The organism is Microcoleus sp. AT3-A2, assembly GCF_036705685.1.
Lineage (GTDB): Bacteria > Cyanobacteriota > Cyanobacteriia > Cyanobacteriales > Microcoleaceae > Microcoleus.
Genome location: NZ_JAUBVF010000085.1, coordinates 1 through 20,501, shown reverse-complemented (window position 1 = coordinate 20,501; position 20,501 = coordinate 1). Strand labels below are relative to the sequence as shown.

Below are 20,501 nucleotides of genomic sequence, written 5' to 3'. Positions count from 1 at the left end.
TACCTAATTATCAACAAGGCATAAGAGCTATGAGGCTTATTCTATCAGCGTTATAGACGACTTGTCGCCCCGACAGGCGAAAGGCAATAGGTAAGAGCGACGAAGTTTAGTTTTGGATACATAAATACCCTCTTAGTCCGCGAAGGTGGACTTCGTTTGTGTAGATGCGGTTTCAACCGCCGAATTATCTAAACCAAAGCTTGCCGCTGAGCCTCCAACAATTCCTGAATTCCGGTTTCTGCCACATCCAAAATTTGATTTAACTGACTCCGGCTGAAACTTCCTTCTTCCGCAGTTCCCTGAATTTCGATGATGTTCAAATCTCCATTCATTACCACATTACAATCAATTTCAGCCGCTACATCTTCAAGATAATTCAAATCTAAAAATGGCTCGCCTTCCAAAAGCCCCACAGACACTGCCGCCACTTGACGAATAATGGGCGATCGCACTAAATCACCTTTTTGCACCAACTTGTTCAAAGCATCAGCCACAGCCACAAACCCGCCAGTAATTGAAGTCGTGCGAGTCCCAGCGTCCGCTTGCAAAACATCGGCATCCACAAGTATTGTGCGTTCTCCCAATAGTTGCATATCCAAGCACGATCGCAAACTGCGCCCAATCAACCGCTGAATTTCTTGAGTCCGTCCCGATAATTTCATAAATTCCCGCTCTTGTCGCTGCGGCGTAGATCCTGGCAACATTCGGTATTCCGCTGTTAGCCAACCTTGTCCAGTATTCTCCAGAAACCTCGGCACTCCCGGCTTGATTGTAACGCTGCAAAGTACCTGAGTATCGCCACTTTTTGCGAGTACAGAACCGCTAGCAAATTTGGTAAACTCTCGATCGAAACTAATCGGACGAATTTGATTTGGTTGTCTGCCGTCTGGACGCTGGAAAGACATAATATTTAGGTGATTGGTAATCGTTAAGTGGGTATTAAAAGTTGAAAATAGGATATTAATCTTCCGATCTTTTTTGATTCGTTAAATAAGCAGTCAGTCAACCTAAAATGGAAAATATAAAATGCTATGAGTATTGACCTTTAGCCTCGATCAATGTGAGAATATTCTGCTGGACTTGTTCTGGAGATTGATCGCCATCCACAGTTAACAGTTTGTTGCGGTATTCGTAATACTCTAAAAGAGGAATAGTGCGTTCGTGGAACAAATCGAGCCGACGCTGTAAAATTTCAGGGTGGTCATCCGATCGATCGCGCTCGATCGATCTACTCAGCAAAACCTCGATCGGCACTTTCAACAAAATCGCCCAATCTAGCTTCTGAGCCAAATCCTCCAGCAAAAAATCCAATTCTTCAGCTTGAAAAGCCGTTCGCGGATAGCCCTCCAACACCCAGCCATTAAAGACATCCCACAGCAGCAGTCGGCGGCGAAAGAATTCAATCATAGTTGCGTCGGGAACTAATTCCCCCTTTTCGACATAAGACACCGCCAGCTTGCCTAAATCTGTGTCTTCTGCGATCGCCTCCCGTAGAATGTCCCCCACAGCCAGCAAAGGAAGGCTCAAATTGCTGCACAGTAGTTCAGCCTGAGTTCCCTTTCCCGCTCCTGGCCCTCCCAGAATCACTACTCTCACAGTCTCTGCTCCTAGTGCCGCGACATTCAAATTTTACGCGATGTGTGTACCTTTTCTTAAAAGCCCTGGACGCAGCGAGACTCTCATCACCTTGGTTTTTTACCCTATAACTGTATAAATGTCAAGCTCCACGCCGTATTTTGGTAAAAAACCCCGTTTCTGCGTAAGTGCTAATTGAGTTCAAAAATTGAACAAATGACTGCGAATGCCACTGCCGCGAGCTTTTGACAACTTATATATATAGTGTTCGATCCGATGTGCACTCGGCCCCGTACACTATATATTGTCAAGCAGGCTTCAGCCGCGCCAAGGTCGGAGCTGCACTCAAGACTTAGTTTCTGATTAAATATTGCCCTATGGTTGCTCAGTTACAAACCCCTAAACTAAATTTAAACCACAGCTTGCCCTACACAGTTCAAGGGCTGGTGCAAGTTTTTACAGGCCCGCACCGCTGCTTTTTTACCAGTGTCATGGCTCAAGCCCTCAGAATTGCAGGACAGGGAGCTCCCGTGCTAGCGGTGCAGTTCCTCAAAGGGGGAATTAATCAAGGGCATCAGCATCCGGTGCGGCTGGGGCAAAATTTAGATTGGGTTCGCTGCGATTTGTCACGCTGCATTGAGAATGCTGATTTAAATGAGCTGGAAACGCGATCGATCGAACAATTGTGGCAGTATGTTCAAAATGCGGTGCGCGAAGGCCGTTATGCCTTAGTTATTCTCGATGAATTGAGTTTAGCGGTTAATTTGGGCTTGATTCCCGAAGCCGAAGTGGTGGCATTGATTGACAACAAGCCGCATCATTTGGATATGATTTTTACCGGGCCATCCATGCCGCAAAGAATTTTGGATGTTGCCGATCAAATTACTGAAATTCGCCGCAGTTAAGGACAATGATTCAATTTGCGAGTTCCTTTTTAGCGGGATCATTTTTTATGTAGAAAAACAGGATCTAAAAAAAGAGGCGATCGCTTAACTCAAAGAGCGATCGCACGCTGATCAATTTACCAGCGACGTTACGCTTGAACTACCGGATCGAACACAACACTCAATCGATCCGCCGGCACCATCCGCTTGAGAATTTTCAAGTGACCGTCTGCATCAGACCAACTGCGAAACTCGCCCACAACCACCTTTTCCACATTTGGAAGCGAGCGAACTATAGTCCACGGCTTGAGACGTTTTTCTTGCAACATACTAAATAAATCTCCTTGGTAAATTGGAGCAAAAGCCAGTCCCCATGGTTGGCCACCGCCGAGGACTGGCTTTTGACTTTGCAAACTTGCCTTTCTCTAAGAACATAGCACAAAAAAAAGGGTTTGGGATTATATCTTATTTTTCGCTTTTTTTAGAGCTATTTTCTACATAACAGATGATTAAACTCAAAACTTCTTAACTCTTTAATTGCCAACTCAAAACTATTTCATGACTAACACTTCGACTTCGCTTGGGAGGCAGCCTGACTAATAAATTCGGCCTTCTACCTTCTACCTTCATTCTACAAATCCCGCCGCGACAGCAAAAACCAGATCCCACCCAAACCCAAAACACCGCACAAAACCCCGCCTTCCCACCCAAAAACAGTCCCCCCCGGCAAATGTCCCGGCTTTGCTTTAGAAGTAAAATTAAGCTCCGAATAGTATACCCACTGGCTGTTAACTCGCCAGCCCACTCGATCGCCAAACTTCTCCCAAACTGTAGCATCATAAACACCAGGCTTTCCCCCCAACTTGAGCCACAAACCCTTTTGCACAGAAAAACCGAATCTGCGGTGACTGTATCGCACCCAAAGTTGATCGATAGTCTGCAAATCCTTAGCTGGAAACTTCCTAATATCTTCCTCACTCAAATAACCCCGTGAATTTTGCTGCATCACCTCCAGCATTTTCACAGAAGTTTCCTCATCAGCACCACGCCAATTTTTAGCAGCCAGCAGCCTGGCTAAGTGAGAATAATCGATACCTTTTTCCGACTCTAAATTCACAGAAACTAGCGGAGTATCATTCACAGGTTGAGTCGGTATCGAAGGACTAACAACAGTTGTCTGCTGCGACTTTTCCAGGACTGGGACAACAACAACAGGAGGTTTTAAAGCATCCAAAACTTCCACAGCCGATTTGTAGCGATCTTTAACATATTCCTGAATCAACTTATCCAAAACCTGACCTAAATCGTCGCTAATTTGTGTTCCTTTTGGCAAAGCCTCCCTCCAAAGCCACCGGCCTTCAAGCGGATCGTAAAGGTCATCGTGAATGTCCCCGTAGATATCCAGATAAGGCATAACAGAAGTCAGCAAGCGAATGCAAGTCACCCCCAAACTATAAAGGTCGCTAGCAGGAACAGCCCTACCGTGACGCTGTTCTAGAGCCGCGTAGCCGGGAGTTCCCAACTTAGTTCCTGTTTTGGTCGGAGCAGCAGCTACTACCTGTTTAGAAACCCCAAAATCTATCAGCACTAACTTACGATCGCGAGATCTGCGGATCACATTCTCAGGCTTAATATCGCGGTGAATTACATTTCGGTCGTGAACAAACTTCAATAAAGGCAACAAATCTAACAGCAGTTCGCAAGTTTTAATTTCGCTATAAGCACCGTACTTATCTAACTCATCCTTTAAATTATTTCCATCAATAAACTCTTGTACTAAATACAAGCGCCCATCTTCCTCAAAATAAGAAATTAACTGAGGAATTTGCGGGTGCTTCAGTTCGTACAACCGCCTTGCCTCTTGTTCAAACAGTCGAACATATTTTTTAAAATGACCGGGCTTCCGCTGAAACTCTTGAGGGGGTGACAACTGTTTAATCACGCACAATTCCTCAAATTTTCCATGATTAACAGCTCGAAAAGTCCTGCCAAATCCCCCATCGCGCAGCGGTTCTGTTGCTGCATAAAGGTCTTTTAGCAGCAGCTTTGAACCACAATTAAGACAATACTTTGTGCCTGGTGGGTTCTGACGCTTGTCTCTTGGGCAATCGAGATTAAGGCAGTATGTCATATATTAAACAAATGCGAACAAAATTATACTCAGGGTTTTATATTATTCAAGAGTCCGATCGCGAGCTGGTTTTTGTAGAGGCGAGACCTCGAACCTTACGGAGGCGGCAGCCACCCTCGCGCTCAGAGGGGGCGCTCACCAGACTGCCCCTGAGCAAGTATAACTCTCTTGAGGGTTTGACCTCAAACTCGAAGTCCATATCTAACCTTCGACTCCGCTGCGTGCAATACATTTGATTTAGCGGTCAAATAGCCCGTATATCAAACAGAAATAGTAATTTATTACCAGCCCACTTACCTCTGCAAGGCAAAAAAAACTTAGGATTCCCCCTGAGATATAATTTTATTGCCAGAGAGAAGCACACTAAGGGGAGCCACAGGTTCCGTCAAGTTCGATAGGCTTTAATATTTTAGCAGCATAGTTTATTACCTAACCAGGCAGAATCAACAATCCCAAACTCCCCAACAAACGCACGTTAAAATAAAGACTAGCTTCCGCGATCGTAATCCGAACGCGACCCGACAATTAACCAGTTTTCCCTGTTTCCTTTTTTCAGCTATTACCAGTTACATCTATTTCCATAGGTCTACTTAATTAGGAATCGCCAGTGACACCAAAACTACAGCCCTCTCCCACTCCAAACTCCCGCATAAAATCACCAAAAGTCCCCTGGTTTGAGCGGTTCATGGCACTGGTCGCCCTAGGAAATTTAAGCCTAGTATTATTTGACATAACTTACGTCTCCGGCCGAGATTTCTACCTCCGGCAACTGCCAGTTGTAACTCAAGTATACGACCCATTTAAAGGAATTAAACCCCACCGGGACACCCAGCAATATCTAGAAACCTTAGAAGAATTAAAAATTCAAGTAGTGCAAACAGGGTTGCCCTCTCTCCAAGTAGCAGCCAAATTGCAGGAAATAAACAATCTGAGCGCGAAAATGATCGACGAAGATCCCTTTCGAGTAGCATCAAAAAGTGGCACCCTAGAAAAAATAAAAGACCGGATGCGCGATCGCGTCCCGAATCCGCAAGACTCGGCTAAACAATCATTCCAAACATTCTGGAGCCAAGACTATTTAAACAAACAAGGCTGGCAAAAAGAAATCAAGTGGTTTGACGCCAAAATCAAGCCATTAATCGCCACCAACTATTACCGCGAGATCGGAGAAAACGGCGAGTTCACCGACAACTTCTGGCTAATCGACCTGCCATTCATTGCCATATTCGCGATCGAATTTCTAGCCCGTACCTACCTGATCAGCCGCCGCCACCGCAGCGTCACTTGGCGAGCAGCCATGCTCTGGCGATGGTACGACATTTTCCTGATGCTCCCATTCTGGCGCTTGTTGCGAATATTACCCGTCACAATTCGTATCCACCAAGCCAAAATGCCGGATCTCCAACCCATACGCACCCAAATCAGCCGAGGTTTCGTTGCCAACTTCGCCCAAGAATTAACCGAAGTTGTAGTAATTCAACTCATCAACCAGATGCAACAATCAATCACCACAGGCGAACTCGCTCGTCAACTATTTCAATCCCAAAAACAGCGCTATCTAGACATCAACAATATCAATGAAATAGAAGCGATCGCCACCCATCTCGTCCAAATAACCGTCTACAAAGTCCTCCCCCAACTCCAGCCAGACCTAGAAGCCCTCCTCCGGTACAATATTGAAAGCTTCCTCAAACAATCCCCCCTCTATCAAGGATGGAAGCAAGTACCCGGCCTGGGAAACCTGCCCGAACAGCTAGCACAGCAATTAGTTGCAGAACTCTCAAAATTAGCCACCCTCGGCCCCCAAGATGCCTATGAAGCCTTCAAAATCGCCAGCGAAGACCCCATAGGCATCAAACTCTCAAGCCAGCTAGTGCAACATTTCGGGCAAGCTTTAGGAACCGAACTGCAACAGCAGCAAACCTGGCAAGAAATACAACTGCTGCTGTGCGACTTCCTAGAAGAGTTCAAAATCAACTACATTCAGCGGTTGAGTGAAGAAGACTTCGAGAAAATTTTAGAACAAGCCAAAGAACTGCAACGGATAGCCCCGCGTTAGGGCAAGTCTCCACCACTTTACTTATTTTTTTCGTCCCCAATTAGCAATTAGCAATTACCCTGCTGTAACTCCTGCACATGAAACTTGCTGGAATTGTAAAGTTTCATGTGCGATCGGCATTCTCTACGAGAGTCATCTCCAGGGTTGTGCATGACATCTTCAGCGCGGTAGTGAGTTAGACCGCCGTTAGGGTTCTCAGCGGTCTGGCGTGTCATGTTTTTAGTGAGAAAGGTCAATCGATTTTAGATTTTAGATTTTAGATTTTAGATTGAAGCATTGATCCCACGGATAAATTCGAGGGGCAAGTTTCATCGGATACAGGTTTTTTCTTTCTGGGTCCTGAGTCTGCGAAGGAATGAATGCGGGGGCTTGTATCCTGGATGCTTGATTGTCAATTTTTTAGACGTACATTATATCAATTTATATGTAAGTTTGATGAGAATCTACTTTTTAGAGTCAATCTGTAAAGTAAAGTTAAAAACTACTACAAATAGCCCTAAACGAAGTAATCTATTAGATAGGATGGCCAACGGATTTCCTAAAGGCTAACATTTTTCAATAATGCTAGGAAGAAAATAAGGCGCGTCAGTATCTTTAGTCAGCTATTTTTATAACGATTTCATAGAAAACACGTAAATAGCCATGCTTGCTCAAGCAAGTGCCTATCTAAAAAATTTCACTAACTATTATAGATTGCTTTTCAATATATATTTCCTCAGCCTTTCTTCACTACATCGACTGAGATTTTTCAGCAAACTCGTTACCCCAGGAGTAACACCAATCAATGTCACACACATCTCCAACCACTTTTCTGTCAAACCGTTCTCAAAAAAAGCTGTCACTTCGCCTGATTTTAGTATTGCCATTCGTTGTGCAAATATTTGCCGCCGTCGGGCTGACAGGCTGGCTATCCTTACGCAACGGGCAAAAAGCAGTCAACGAAGTTGCTAGCCAGTTGCGGAGTGAAATTACGACCCGCATCCAGCAGCAGCTCAACACATACCTAGATACAGCCCCTCGCGTCAATCAACTGAATGCCAATGCCCTTCGCCTAGGATACTTAAATCCCGACGAATTGGAGAGTATGGAGCGCTATTTGTGGGAGCAACTTCAAGCCTTTCCTTCTCTGCCCCAGATGGGTTTTGCTACTAAAACGGGAGAGTTCATCGCCATTGAACGCCAAGAGAATAGCCAAATATTTTTTAAAAGAGTAGATAAGGATAGTCGTACTGAATTTCATATTTATGAATCGGATAGCAAAGGCAATCAAACAAAGCTATTAAAAATTTCTCCTAGCAACAATATACTCAACCGTTCATGGTATAAAGACAGTGTACGGTTAGGCCAGCCCACATGGAGCGAAATTTTTCCACTTACAGGTCAGAAAACGCTCTCCCTCCCTGCCGGACATCCAGTGTATGGCGAAAATGGCGAACTGCGCGGAGTATTCGTTGCTAATTTTTTGATCTCTTTCCTCAGTGACTTTCTACAAAGCTTAAAAATCGGTCGATCGGGACAGACATTCATTATGGAACGTTCTGGACTCCTAGTAGGCAGTTCAACTCTCAAAGAAGCATTTATCACCAACAATGGCAAACTCGATCGCCTGAATGCTTTAGACAGCACAGATGATTTAATCCGGCTGACAACAGCGCATTTAAAAGAACACTTTGGCGACCTCACTAAAATTAATAGCTCTCAGCAATTGGATTTTACGATCGCCGGCCAGCGGGAATTCCTCCAAGTTATGCCCTTTCAGGATAGCCGAGGATTGGACTGGCTGATCGTCGTAGTAGTTCCTGAAAGCGATTTCATGGATCAAATTAACGCCAATACCCAGACTACCATTTTGTTGTGTTTGGGAGCCTTGGCGCTGGCTACCGTTCTGGGAATCTTAACCGCACGTTGGATTACCAGCCCGATTCTCCGTTTGAGCGAAGCTTCTAGGGCGATCGCCAGTGGCGACTTAGAGAAAAATGTGCAGGTAAAAGGCGTAGAAGAACTAGAAGTTCTGGGTCAGTCTTTCAACCTTATGGCACAACAGTTGCGCGAATCCTTTGAAGCCCTAGCCAAGACCAATTCCGAGCTAGAAATCCGAGTAGAAGAACGCACCGCCGAACTCACGGAAGCCAAACAAATCGCTGATAGTGCCAACCAAGCTAAAAGTGAATTTTTAGCGAATATGAGTCACGAATTGAGAACACCACTCAATGGAATTTTAGGATACGCTCAAATCCTAGAACGATCGAAAACGATGGCTCCCAAGGAACTCCAAGGCATCACTATCATTCACCAGTGTGGCTCCCATTTGCTAACCCTGATCAATGACATTTTAGATCTCGCTAAAATTGAAGCCCAGAAATTGGAACTGTACGCGAAAGATTTCCATTTTGCTTCCTTTTTGCAGGGAGTCGCGGAAATCTGCCGCATCCGAGCCGAACAAAAAGGAATTGCTTTTGTTTATCAACCCAGTTCGGAAATTCCTGCTGGCATCTACGCTGACGAGAAACGCTTGCGACAGGTACTAATTAACTTACTGAGCAATGCAATAAAGTTTACCGACTCAGGACGAGTGACTTTTAAGATAGAACATCTGGAAAAGGGGACAGGTGAAAACGTACAAAGCAATGACCAAAAGCCAGCCTCACCAATTCACAAAATTCGGTTTCAAATTGAAGATACTGGCGTTGGTATGACACCGGAACAATTAAAAAAAATATTTTTGCCTTTTGAACAGGTAGGAGACAGTAAGCGTCAGGCGGAAGGAACCGGACTCGGTTTAACAATTAGCCAGAAAATTGTGGAAATGATGGGTAGTACCATTCAAGTCAAAAGTCAGTCAGGATCAGGCAGTGTTTTTTGGCTAGATTTGGATTTACGGGAAGCGACAGACTGGGCAAATATAACCACGATTGCCAAGCAACGAAAGCTGGTTGGCTACCAAGGTAGAAAACAGAAAGTTTTGGTTGTGGATGACAAATGGGAAAATCGCTCGGTGATTTTAAATCTGCTGGAGCCCCTCGGCTTTGAAGTAACCGAAGCTAAAAACGGTCAAGAAGGTTTAGAAAAAGTAGAAGAGTTTCAGTTCGATTTGATTATCACTGACTTAGTGATGCCAGTGTTAGATGGGTTTGAGATGATGCGCCGTATCCGAAATTTGTCAGACTATATAGACGTGGCAATCATTGCTTCATCTGCCAGTGTATTTGCTACCGACCAACATAAAAGTTTGGAGGGGGGAGCAAACGATTTTCTCGGTAAACCTGTGCAGGCAGAAGAGCTATTTGAGATGTTGCAAAAATATTTAAAACTTGAATGGATATATGAGGAAAAAAAGAATGAAAAAATCAGCGCTATTCCTTTTTCATCATATCTTCAATCACTTTCTGAATCCAATTCTGTAGTTGCTCCCCCGCCCGGAGAAATTGAACTCCTACTTGAACTAGCGATGAGAGGCAACGTGAAAGGAATTGTTAAGCGCAGTGAACACATAGAGAAATTGGATCAGAAATTTGTGTCCTTTGCTGTTGAGCTGCGCCAGTTAGCGCAAGGCTATCAGGTCAAAAAAATCAAAGAGTTTATCACATCCCACAGAATACAAAAAGAATGAAGGCAACCAATATGGAAACAAGTAGCATCTTAATCGTCGATGATAATCCTAGCAATCTGGATGTGCTTTCTGAAGCTTTAGCGGGTTCGGGATGGGAGATATTGGTAGCAACTGACGGTGAAACTGCCATCGAACAGGCTGAATATACTCAACCTGATTTGATTCTTTTAGATGTGATGATGCCAGGAATTGACGGGTTTGAAACCTGCCATCGCCTCAAGGCAAGTCCCTTGACGAACGAAATTTCGGTAATTTTTATGACTGCTCTTTCTGACATAGGAGATAAAGTCAAAGGCTTTAATCTAGGGGCTGTGGATTACATTACTAAGCCTTTTGAACAAAAGGAGGTGTTAGCTCGCGTCAACCTCCATTTAACACTACGTTCTTTGACTAAAACTCTCGCAGACCAAAATCTACTTCTCAAACAGGAAATAGAAGACAGGCTCGCAGCAGAAGCAGCGTTACATCAGCTCGCGCAGGAGTTAGAAAAACGGGTGGAAGAACGAACGGCTGAACTTTCTCAAGCTTTGGATAATCTTAAAAAAGCTCAAGTGCAAATCGTTCAAAGTGAAAAGATGGCTTGCCTTGGTCAACTTGTAGCTGGGGTGGCTCATGAAATTAACAATCCCGTTAGTTTTATCTCCAATAATATCCCTATTGCCAAGGAATATATTGCCGATTTGATCGGGATGACTCGGCTTTGCCAGCACAACGTTACTTCGACATCAGAATTTGAGGATAAGTCCCAGGAGATTGAGTTAGATTTTATTGTGGAAGATTTGCCAAAAATCATTGATTCAATGGCGATAGGAACAGAGCGACTTTACAATCTTTCTATGTCACTGCGTAATTTCTCTCGGTTGGATACATCGGCACTAACGCCAGTGAATATTCACGATGGGCTTGATAGTACCTTATTAATTTTAGGGCATCGACTGAAATCTAAAGGAAGTTTCCCAGGAATTGCAGTGATTAAAGAGTATGGGGATTTGCCGCTAGTCGAGTGTTATCCGGGGCAACTTAATCAGGTATTTATGAATATATTGGCGAATGGAATTGATTCTTTAGAAGAGTCTACGATTAGTTGTCCGCTGTGCGGGGAAAAGAAACAGAGCAATGACACTCCACAGATTCGGATCTGCACTGAAATGCTTCAGGATGACAGAGTGGTGATTCGGATTGCTGATAATGGGGTTGGCATAACTCAGGAAGTAATGCAGCATTTATTCACGCCGATGTTTACTACTAAATCAGTAGGTAAAGGGACAGGTTTAGGTTTGTCTATTAGCCGTGAGATTGTAGAAGCAAAACATCGTGGTAAGCTGACTTGCATTTCCTCGCCCGAATGGGGGGTAGAGTTTGTAATTGAGCTTCCAATTCAGCATTAGTAATGGGGATTTTTTATGGTGAATCTTAGTTTGGCTGTTTTGTCAATATACCGTTAATTTGGCGATCGCCCATGTCTAATCTATTAATCACTATCACTGTCAAACTCTTCACCCCCTATCAAGAAGCAGAGGGCTTGTCCGAAGTGAAATTAGAATTTCCTAAAGAAACTCCCGTATCGCAAGTCCTAGAAAGTCTGAGTGTCACTCCCCCCCTGTTCTAGGATCGATCGCACCCGATCACGGTATCCACCAGGAATTTGCCCTCGCCCCACTCCAAAACGGCGATCAAGTCCTCCTCATTCCCCCTGTCAGCTATCCCCCTCTGCCCTCGGACAGTCGGCCGAGGGCGATCGGTTTGTCACCGGGCGGGCGATCGAGCTAAACTGAGAACTGAGGCCTGCCTTCGATCAGAAGAAGTCCTCAAACTTCTTGGAAGAAATTGTTTTACCTAGGAGTGGGTCAAGCCCACTTTTTTTGTTGCATTAGTCGCAGGAAAAGAGCTCAGGGCGTCTGACTTGCAACTTGAGGACTGATTTAGTAGGGGTACCCCCCCGCTTGAGATCCCTGCTGGGATGTTGGGTAAGTCCCAAAGTTGAAGACGAAAGTCGCAGCCACCTAATCAAACCACCTCAAAACCAAGCAATCTCAACAACAAATTTTTCCTTGCCCGTGTCCGAGTTTAGGAGTTTTAACTTAAGTATTCGATATGACTCATCCCCTAATCCCACAAATCATTGACTTAGCTACCCCCGTTGCGGAAACACTGGGATTGGAAGTAGTGGGAGCAGTGTTTCACACCAACCAAAATCCTCCCGTCTTGCGGGTAGACATCCGCAACCTCCAACAAGACACTGGTTTAGCCGACTGCGAGCGCATGAGCACAGCCCTCGATGCTGAGTTAGAGGCAGCCGACATCATACCCGATGCCTACGTGCTAGAGATTTCCAGTCCCGGAATATCCCGATTGCTCAGCAGCGATCGAGAATTTATTACCTTTAAAGGTTTCCCCGTGACAGCGAAAACCACCGAACCCGACTCGCGAATCAAAGAGTGGAAAGGACTACTCCTGGGCCGGGATGAAACAGCGGTTTATCTCAATCAAAAAGGGCGACAGGTTAAAATTCCCCGCCCTCAGATTGTCAAAGTTGAACTAGACGAAGGAAAGGAGATGTAAAGGGAAATTTTGAGTGTTGAGTGTTGAGTTTTGAGTTTTGAGTTGTGAGTTGTGAGATTGCCTCGCAGCAAGCTGAAAACGCTTGGCTGCGAGTTAATTTTTAACCATCACATCTTTAGCAGCGGGTTGAAGAGGAACAACAAATAAATTGTTACAGCACCTAGCTTCCCTAATACTATCCAGTAACTCATCACTCCTCTGTCATCACTTTTCCTTGAAACTTTTCAAGTACAAATTACCGATTACCAGTTACTTATTACCACAGCAAAAAAGGAGAGTTTTATATGTCAATGGTTCCCCTGCCCGGACTAAAAGAAATGGTCGAAGGTATTAGCAAAGAACGCAATTTACCCAAACACGCCGTCCAAGCAGCCTTGCGAGAAGCCCTGCTCAAAGGATACGAACGCTACCGCCGTACCCAAAAACTCGATCACTTCAGCGAAGAATACTTCGACAACTTTGATGTAGAACTCGACGCAGAACAAGAAGGTTTCCGCGTTTTAGCCAACAAAACTATTGTCGAAGAAGTCATCAATCCCGATCACGAAATTTCACTTACGGAAGTGCAAGAAGTAGCCACTGAAGCTCAGCCTGGGAGCATCGTGCTCGTAGACGTAACACCAAATCAAAAAGAATTTGGTCGCATGGCAGCGATCCAGACCAAACAAGTTCTCGCTCAAAAACTGCGCGACCAACAGCGCAAAATGATTCAAGAAGAGTTTAAAGATTTAGAAGAAACCGTTCTTCAAGCGAGAGTGCTCAGGTTTGAGAGGCAGTCGGTAATTTTAGCAGTTACCAGCAGCTTCGGTCAGCCAGAAGTAGATGCCGAACTCCCTAAGCGCGAACAGTTGCCCAACGACAATTACCGGGCCAACGCTACATTCAAGGTTTATCTCAAAAAAGTAGGCGAAGGCTCTACTAGAGGGCCGCAGTTACTTGTTTCTAGAGCGGACGCAGGTTTGGTGGTTTACCTGTTTGCTAACGAAGTACCAGAAATAGAAGACGGGGTGGTGAGGATTGTCGCCGTAGCCAGGGAGGCAAATCCGCCCTCCCGGCACGTCGGCCCCCGGACTAAAATAGCAGTTGATACTCTCGATCGCGACGTAGACCCTGTAGGAGCCTGCATCGGAGCGCGGGGATCGCGGATTCAGGTAGTAGTCAACGAATTGCGTGGCGAAAAAATCGACGTGATCCGCTGGTCTCCAGACCCAGCAACTTATATTGCTAACGCTCTGAGTCCTGCTAGAGTAGATGAAGTGCGTTTGGTTGCTCCAGAAGGCAGGAGAGCTCACATTTTGGTCGCTGAAGACCAACTGAGTCTTGCCATTGGCAAAGAAGGTCAGAACGTGCGCCTCGCAGCCCGCCTGACAGGTTGGAAAATCGATATCAAAGATATTGCTAAGTACGATCGCGCCGCCGAAGACAGCAAATTGGCAGCAGAAGCAACTAGGCTCGAAGAACTAGCAGACGACTACGACGAGGAAGCAGGCGACTACGACGACGAGGAAACCGCAGAATTTGGGGAAGAGGAGGCAGCAGCCACGGAGGAAACCGAAGCCGCTGTCTAAAAACAGTGACATTTACCGAAGAAGAATTCAGAATTCAACAGCCAGAATTCCAGAATGGGTTCTGTGCGACAGGATGGAGAATCGAGGTTAAAAGCCTCCGATTTTAATCGTGGAACACAAAAAATTCTTTCCGTGACCCTTATCCCTGACTTAGGGCATAGCGTACTTTGAATTCTGAATTCTGTCTTCTGAGTCCTTGTCATAAGATTTTCTCTCTTCGGGAGACAAGCAGGACTTGTCCCCTACTCCCCTCTCTCCCCCTCTCAGAAGAAATGAAACCGAACTACCGGTGCTGTGCAAGTTGTCGAAAAATAGCTCATAAGGAAGCTTTTTGGCGAGTAGTCAGGCTCTATCCTTCTCATCAGGTACAATTAGATCGTGGCATGGGCCGTTCTGCTTACCTTTGTCGGGAAACAGAATGCCTCAAAGCAGCTCAGAAAAAAAATCGACTTGGGCGATCGCTCAAAGCGCCTGTGTCTGACGAACTGTACCAAACACTTTGGCAGCGTTTAGCCACATCTGACTGTACATCTTACTCTGGCTCACCCGGATGAAAAACCGACAATAGTTCGGCATCGACTGTATAAACCCTCTTGGCAGCCCTACCAGTAATTACCGGTAGCGCCAGCTATAAAACCCCAATCCGATCTGCCCACCAGTCTGGAAAGATTTGTGTCAGATTAGATAAGGGTAGGGTACTAGCAGAGGTATCCTCAAGGTGGAAAGGCAAACTTTGAAGCTTGAGAGAGTGGTTTTTGCCAAAACTCAGACTTCGGAGTTCCATGTTGCCAAACAGACTTGAGAATTCTTCAACCGCAGACTTCAGCGAGTTGCATCTTTCTAGATAAAATTGCTGAGAGAGTACCGCAACCCCGATTCCTGACACTGAATCAATCACACCGAATGATGTCGTCATTAGCACAAAAAATCACAATGTAAAAACTGGTTGGCATAAAAGAGGGCAGAGTGGATGAACAACGGCAAAGTAAGAATTTACGAATTATCACGGGAACTAAATTTGGATAATAAAGACATCTTGGCAGTATGCGAGCGGCTCAATATTTCAGTCAAGAGCCACAGCAGCACAATTACAGAATCCGAAGCAGAGCGCATTCGCAAAACGGCGGAAAAATACGTAGCCAGTAGCCACTCTTCCCCCGGCAAGCCAGCTCCACCCGAAAGAGCAGCAGCGCCATCTAGAGAATCTGGCCCTCACCCTAACGACCAACAAAAAAAGCAGCAAATTTTAGAAATACGCAGTCCAAAAGTACGCCCGGCTGGTGCTTCCTCCCAGCCTGCAGGCAACGAGGAGAACAAAAACCAGCCTGCGGCAACCGTGGCAACTCCTCCCAAGTCGCCTGCAGCTCAACAACTCCAGCCTCCAGCTAAACCGAATATCAATCGACCTGTACTGTCGAAGCCAAATGCCGCTGTGGCGGCGGCGCCGTCAGAAGTGTCGGAAAATGTAGGTGCGATCGCCCCGGAAACCACCGCCCAGGCTCAGGCACCTGCGGCACCTCAACCGCCGTCGGAAAAGGCTCCAGAACGCACCCAGCAATCGCCGATCGCCCCTCCTGCACCCTCGGCCAAGCTCACGTCGCCGCCAGTCAGAGCGACGTCCGAGTCGGCTAGCCGTAGCCCACAAAATCTGGGAAACAAGCCGGTACTCAAACTTGCAAAAACCGAGCAAGAGCAATCAGGACAGTCAGAAACTCTGGAAGCGCCGGCTAAACCGAGCCGCCCCAGCAGACCTGCACCGGGCTCGGCTACCGAATCTCGCGACGCGCAAAGACCGCGCCGGGAGGGCGCTGGTGGCCCAGTCAAAACTCCACTTGCCGATCGACCCCAGCCCGGTGGCCCGCGCCGGAGCCTTGCCCCCGCAACGTCAGCTACCGGGCTACGCAGCCGTGGTGGTGACAGCGGAGCCGCAGGGGATGACACTGATGACAATGAAGAAGATAATACGCCGGACTCGGGGATTCTTCTCCTCGAAAGGCCCTCCCTCCCTCGTCCTGCCAAAAAGACTTCGGTCATTTGGGAAGAAGACGACGAAGAAAACTCAGATGCTGCCAAAGCTGCCAAGGCTGCCAAACTAAAACAACGTAGTCGCCTCAAACCCATAGATGACGATGACGATGACTTAGAAAACGGCTTGGATATGCCAGCACCAGTCACGGTCAGCCTGTCCCTAGCCCGCCCAGCTAAAGCGAAGTCACAAGCAGCACCCAAGTCAACACCAACTCCGGGCGCACCCGGAAGCAGTGGAAAAAATAAAAGACCGGGCCCTTCTCACGATAAAAGTTCTTCTTCTGGTTCGAGTGGGGGACGCGGCAACCGGGGCAAAACAGCCGAAGCTAAGGTAGAACGTCCAGAAAAGCTGTATCTAAGCAGGCCGATGACCGTTCAGGAACTAGCAATTACTTTGGCAGTTCCCGAGACCGAAATTATTAAGCGGCTGTTCTCTAAAGGTATTGCGGTCAACATTACCGAAACCTTGGACATTTCAGCGGTGAGAATGGTAGCCGAAGAAATGGGCGTAGAGGTAGAAACCCCAGAAAAAGTAGCCCCAGCTATCAAAGTGATCGAGATGCTGGACGCAGCGGATTTGGAATACCTCGAACGCCGTCCCCCAGTGGTAACGATTATGGGACACGTGGATCACGGCAAAACTACCTTGCTCGACTCGATCCGCAAAACCAAGGTGGCTCAGGGAGAAGCTGGGGGCATTACCCAGCACATCGGTGCTTACCACGTGGATGTGGTACACGAAGGCAAGAGCCAGCAGGTGGTATTTTTGGATACGCCCGGTCACGAAGCCTTTACAGCGATGCGGGCTCGGGGAACACGGGTTACGGACATCGCCATCTTGGTGGTGGCGGCCGACGACGGCGTGCGCCCCCAGACAATTGAAGCGATCAGCCACGCGAAAGCGGCGAAAGTGCCAATTGTCGTGGCTATCAATAAAGTTGACAAGGAGGGCGCTCAGCCGGAACGCGTGAAGCAAGAGCTTACTGAGTACGGCTTGGTCGCAGATGACTGGGGCGGCGATATCACGATGGTTCCAGTCAGCGCGATCCGAGGTGAAAACCTGGATACGCTGTTGGAAATGATTCTGACAGTCGCGGAAATGGAAGACCTCAACGCAAACCCGCACCGACCGGCTAAGGGTACTGTGATTGAAGCTCACCTCGACAAGGCAAGGGGGCCTGTGGCAACTCTGCTGGTGCAGAACGGCACTCTGCGAGTGGGCGATATTGTGGTCGCAGGCTCGGCTTTGGGCAAGGTGCGCGCCATGATCGATGACCGGGGCGATCGCGTAGAGCACGCAACTCCATCCTTCGCGGTGGAAGTGCTAGGGCTGCGGGAAGTTCCTCGCGCCGGAGACGAGTTTGATGTCTTCGCAAACGAAAAAGAAGCGGCAGCGATCGCCTCTGGAAGAGCTACCTCCCAACGAGATTCCCGCCTGCTGCAAGGCGGTCGGATCAGCCTCAGTGGCTTCTCTCAACAAGCTAAGGAAGGCGTTCTCAAAGAACTCAACTTGATCTTGAAGGCAGATGTCCAAGGCTCTCTAGAAGCAATTGTCGGCGCTCTGACTCAACTTCCTCAAAAAGAAGTTCAACTCCGACTGCTGCTATCTGCTCCTGGGGAAATTACCGAAACGGATATTGACCTCGCTGCAGCCAGTAATGCTGTAATTATCGGGTTCAATACTACTCTCGCCACCGACGCTCGCCTCGCCGCTGACCAAGCGGGGGTAGATGTGCGGGAATACGGCATCATCTACAACCTCTTGGATGATATTCAAGGGGCGATGGAAGGCCTGCTGGAACCCGAATTGGTGGAAGAACCTTTGGGTCAAGTCGAAGTGCGCGCTGTCTTTGCGATCGGTCGCGGGGCTGTGGCTGGATGTATGGTACTCTCTGGCAAAGTCATCCGTAACTGTAAGGTGCGGGTGCGCCGGGGCAACAATGTCGTTTACGAAGGTGTCCTTGACTCCCTCAAACGGATGAAGGAAGATGCCAAGGAAGTCAATGCTGGCTTTGAATGCGGCATTTCCTTGAGCGGGTTTAGCGACTGGGCGGATGGCGATATTATTGAAGCCTACCGGATGGTTACTAAGCGCCGGACTCTCTCTCAATAGTTTTGAGTTGTGAGTATTGAGTTGGAAGAGAAGTATTGAGTGAAGGCCACTAAATTGCCGATCGCTCGCAACTCTTCTCTTCACTCAATACTCCCAAACTCATCTGACAGTTGACAGTTGACAGTTGACAGTTGACAGTTGACAGTTGACAGTTGACCGAAAGAAGAAGGAATTAAGAACTTCCTAATCGTCTTTACCCTTGCTTAAAATTTAAAATTCGCTCGCTCAAATAAGACTTACCGAAATAAACCAGATTTCTGCTTTTAAGTCCTTGGTTTGATAGCTAAATATTTACTCCTAGCATCGGATTTCAGAGTCAAGAGTGCATCCCAAAATCTCAAAATCCAAGATTCAAAACTCCTAATTCATAACTCATAATTATTTAAAGTGCGTTCTTTTTGGTCAGATCCTTTTTTGTGGATTCACCTTTCTGGGGCGGCTACACTGCCGATTTTCCTGGGACTGTGCTTGCTGGGACTCGCAGTGGGTTCTCCCCTGCTCCCTGTCTGGTTAGAAATATTTTTAGTGGCTGTAGCCGGTATTGTTCCTGTGCTGTGGATGCAGTGGTTCCGCCCTTTTTACATTTTTAGTATTTTAGTTGTGGCGGTCAAACCGCAGAATTTAACTTCTTTGCAGCAGCGGATTCTGACTCGGTTTAAAACTAAGTTAAATCAAGGACTCGCTCTTTTTGTCGCTGTTTTGCTGGCAATAATTTTGTGGCAACTCTACCGATTGGCTCCCCTCGCGGCTTCGGTGGCTCCCTTTCCTCCTTCCTGGCGGTGGGCTGGATTGTTGTTGGCAGTTGCTGCTTTTTTAGCTAGCAATTTGTTTTTGCAGGTGTCTGCTAGTGTGATGGCGGTTTTGCTGACGCCGGAATCAGAATTTGCAGCGACAAAACCTCATGTTTTAGAAAAAATTCGGCAGGATTTTACGATCGCGCCTTGGCAAGTCGATCGACTTTTGCCGACTTTGGCAGCCGAGACAATTGCCGCTGTGGCTGCACCCGCAGAGTCAATTGGGCCAGCAGCATCGGGCATAGGGAATTCGTCAGTCGGCAGTATTGTTAACCGAAAACCTGCTGACACCAACGGCGTTACATCTCTATCGGAACAGTCGAGCGAAAAAAAGTGAAATAGAAAATTAAGAGGGGGACAGTTGTAGTTTAAGCTACTTTAATTTTTACAAATGTATGCTGTGAAAAAAAATAGGTAAGGCCCATCTTTGGATAGAGATTATTAATAGTCTTAATATTTAATTTTTAACCGCAGGTTGTGGATATTTTATGTTGGCTCTTTGGAGAGAAGAATCTATAATAGAGAGTGTCAAGGTCAGCTTTCAATCCTTACAGGGGATTAAAACAGAGGTATAAAAATATGGCGAATTATCTACCGATCGCAGAAGAACCTCAAGCCGCAGAGCCGATCGAGCTGTGCCAAGATTCTGAAATCTGGGGCAATCTCAAATCCGCGATCGGCGCAAGTTCAGGATTTCAACGCTGGCAGCTAGAACTCAATTTTGAGCGTCAGCAGCAAAATGCCACCATCGATCAGCAGGTTCGTTCCTATCTGCGGGAAACTTTAGAAACTTTGGCTTACTGAGTGCCGTAAAACCAAATATTGTCACGGTTTGTGAATTTTATAGCCCAATTCTGCTGGCATCCCCTCCAATATGCTATGTGAGTACCGACAGTGAGTGTCGAGAGTGAGTGTCGATCGCAACTTCGGAGATCAAATTGCAGGGGACAGTATTTCTCCTTACTGAGTCGGGATTAATTGCCGCATTCTACTTGCAGCAGACTCTCAGAGAAATCAAGAGAAAATTAGCCTGAAACCCACCATACAAAGCGACTCCGGTCGCTATCTATTGAGGTGACTGTTGCCGGAACAGTTTATAACCCACATTCCGCAGTTCTGGCTTTAATGACTAAGGATTATCATACATTCAGTGTAGGAAAAATATCTGTGCCTACCT

Annotated in this window: 16 protein-coding genes; 11 read left to right on the top strand and 5 right to left on the bottom strand. The window is 46.6% G+C overall.

The window, feature by feature from the left end:
* Positions 1 to 188: 188 nt before the first annotated feature.
* Both rph and QUB37_RS27315 read right to left on the bottom strand, forming a co-directional pair.
* Positions 189 to 905, bottom strand: coding sequence for a ribonuclease PH (gene rph, locus QUB37_RS27320; RefSeq protein ID WP_333168170.1), 717 nt, complete (start codon positions 903 to 905; stop codon positions 189 to 191).
* Positions 906 to 1,029: 124 nt separating this feature from the next.
* A complete protein-coding gene (locus QUB37_RS27315) occupies positions 1,030 to 1,596 on the bottom strand; it encodes a nucleoside monophosphate kinase (RefSeq protein WP_333168168.1) in 567 nt (188 codons plus the stop codon).
* Between the two features lie 356 nt (positions 1,597 to 1,952).
* Between QUB37_RS27315 and QUB37_RS27310 the strand changes: the two genes are divergently transcribed.
* A complete protein-coding gene (locus tag QUB37_RS27310; RefSeq protein WP_333168165.1) occupies positions 1,953 to 2,480 on the top strand; it encodes a P-loop NTPase family protein in 528 nt (175 codons plus the stop codon).
* A gap of 128 nt (positions 2,481 to 2,608) precedes the next feature.
* Here QUB37_RS27310 and QUB37_RS27305 read toward each other — a convergent pair whose 3' ends face one another.
* On the bottom strand, positions 2,609 to 2,872 hold the full coding sequence (locus QUB37_RS27305) for a hypothetical protein (RefSeq protein ID WP_333168163.1): 264 nt from the start codon (positions 2,870 to 2,872) through the stop codon (positions 2,609 to 2,611).
* A gap of 218 nt (positions 2,873 to 3,090) precedes the next feature.
* The gene (locus QUB37_RS27300; protein WP_333168162.1) at positions 3,091 to 4,590 is read right to left on the bottom strand and encodes a GUN4 domain-containing protein; all 1,500 of its coding nucleotides are present in this window, start codon (positions 4,588 to 4,590) and stop codon (positions 3,091 to 3,093) included.
* A gap of 607 nt (positions 4,591 to 5,197) precedes the next feature.
* On the opposite strand from QUB37_RS27300, the gene QUB37_RS27295 reads away from it, so the two are divergent.
* Positions 5,198 to 6,649 (top strand): hypothetical protein, encoded by a 1,452-nt coding sequence (locus tag QUB37_RS27295; protein ID WP_333168160.1) that lies wholly within the window; start codon positions 5,198 to 5,200, stop codon positions 6,647 to 6,649.
* Positions 6,650 to 6,696: 47 nt separating this feature from the next.
* On the opposite strand, the gene QUB37_RS27290 is transcribed toward QUB37_RS27295, so the two are convergent.
* The gene (locus tag QUB37_RS27290; protein WP_333168159.1) at positions 6,697 to 6,864 is read right to left on the bottom strand and encodes a hypothetical protein; all 168 of its coding nucleotides are present in this window, start codon (positions 6,862 to 6,864) and stop codon (positions 6,697 to 6,699) included.
* A 569-nt stretch (positions 6,865 to 7,433) separates the two neighbouring features.
* On the opposite strand from QUB37_RS27290, the gene QUB37_RS27285 reads away from it, so the two are divergent.
* The 9 genes from QUB37_RS27285 (at position 7,434) to QUB37_RS27245 (ending at position 20,128) form a co-directional block, all read left to right on the top strand.
* On the top strand, positions 7,434 to 10,259 hold the full coding sequence (locus QUB37_RS27285; protein WP_333168157.1) for an ATP-binding protein: 2,826 nt from the start codon (positions 7,434 to 7,436) through the stop codon (positions 10,257 to 10,259).
* A gap of 11 nt (positions 10,260 to 10,270) precedes the next feature.
* On the top strand, positions 10,271 to 11,647 hold the full coding sequence (locus tag QUB37_RS27280) for a response regulator (protein WP_333168155.1): 1,377 nt from the start codon (positions 10,271 to 10,273) through the stop codon (positions 11,645 to 11,647).
* 71 nt (positions 11,648 to 11,718) lie between these two features.
* The gene (locus QUB37_RS27275; RefSeq protein WP_333168153.1) at positions 11,719 to 11,868 is read left to right on the top strand and encodes a thiamine S protein; all 150 of its coding nucleotides are present in this window, start codon (positions 11,719 to 11,721) and stop codon (positions 11,866 to 11,868) included.
* 485 nt (positions 11,869 to 12,353) lie between these two features.
* On the top strand, positions 12,354 to 12,821 hold the full coding sequence (gene rimP / locus QUB37_RS27270) for a ribosome maturation factor RimP (protein WP_333040953.1): 468 nt from the start codon (positions 12,354 to 12,356) through the stop codon (positions 12,819 to 12,821).
* 284 nt (positions 12,822 to 13,105) lie between these two features.
* On the top strand, positions 13,106 to 14,389 hold the full coding sequence (gene nusA / locus QUB37_RS27265) for a transcription termination factor NusA (RefSeq protein ID WP_333168151.1): 1,284 nt from the start codon (positions 13,106 to 13,108) through the stop codon (positions 14,387 to 14,389).
* Between the two features lie 272 nt (positions 14,390 to 14,661).
* Entirely contained in the window at positions 14,662 to 14,943 is a 282-nt protein-coding gene (locus QUB37_RS27260; RefSeq protein WP_333168149.1) for a YlxR family protein, read from the top strand.
* 416 nt (positions 14,944 to 15,359) lie between these two features.
* Positions 15,360 to 18,530: a translation initiation factor IF-2 gene (infB, locus tag QUB37_RS27255; protein ID WP_333168147.1), complete on the top strand. Its 3,171-nt coding sequence runs from the start codon at positions 15,360 to 15,362 to the stop codon at positions 18,528 to 18,530.
* A 387-nt stretch (positions 18,531 to 18,917) separates the two neighbouring features.
* Positions 18,918 to 19,661 carry a low-complexity tail membrane protein gene (locus QUB37_RS27250; RefSeq protein ID WP_333168145.1) on the top strand — a complete coding sequence of 248 codons (744 nt, stop codon included), beginning with the start codon at positions 18,918 to 18,920 and terminating at the stop codon, positions 19,659 to 19,661.
* A gap of 242 nt (positions 19,662 to 19,903) precedes the next feature.
* On the top strand, positions 19,904 to 20,128 hold the full coding sequence (locus tag QUB37_RS27245; protein WP_333168144.1) for a hypothetical protein: 225 nt from the start codon (positions 19,904 to 19,906) through the stop codon (positions 20,126 to 20,128).
* The last annotated feature ends 373 nt before the right edge of the window (positions 20,129 to 20,501 follow it).

Coding starts and splice junctions, on each gene's coding strand:
- rimP (WP_333040953.1), top strand. CDS start 12,354: ATGACTCATCCCCTAATCCCACAAATCATTGACTTAGCTACCCCCGTT.
- infB (WP_333168147.1), top strand. CDS start 15,360: ATGAACAACGGCAAAGTAAGAATTTACGAATTATCACGGGAACTAAAT.
- QUB37_RS27245 (WP_333168144.1), top strand. CDS start 19,904: ATGGCGAATTATCTACCGATCGCAGAAGAACCTCAAGCCGCAGAGCCG.
- QUB37_RS27260 (WP_333168149.1), top strand. CDS start 14,662: ATGAAACCGAACTACCGGTGCTGTGCAAGTTGTCGAAAAATAGCTCAT.
- QUB37_RS27280 (WP_333168155.1), top strand. CDS start 10,271: ATGGAAACAAGTAGCATCTTAATCGTCGATGATAATCCTAGCAATCTG.
- QUB37_RS27310 (WP_333168165.1), top strand. CDS start 1,953: ATGGTTGCTCAGTTACAAACCCCTAAACTAAATTTAAACCACAGCTTG.
- QUB37_RS27285 (WP_333168157.1), top strand. CDS start 7,434: ATGTCACACACATCTCCAACCACTTTTCTGTCAAACCGTTCTCAAAAA.
- QUB37_RS27290 (WP_333168159.1), bottom strand. CDS start 6,864: ATGACACGCCAGACCGCTGAGAACCCTAACGGCGGTCTAACTCACTAC.
- nusA (WP_333168151.1), top strand. CDS start 13,106: ATGTCAATGGTTCCCCTGCCCGGACTAAAAGAAATGGTCGAAGGTATT.
- QUB37_RS27275 (WP_333168153.1), top strand. CDS start 11,719: ATGTCTAATCTATTAATCACTATCACTGTCAAACTCTTCACCCCCTAT.
- rph (WP_333168170.1), bottom strand. CDS start 905: ATGTCTTTCCAGCGTCCAGACGGCAGACAACCAAATCAAATTCGTCCG.
- QUB37_RS27300 (WP_333168162.1), bottom strand. CDS start 4,590: ATGACATACTGCCTTAATCTCGATTGCCCAAGAGACAAGCGTCAGAAC.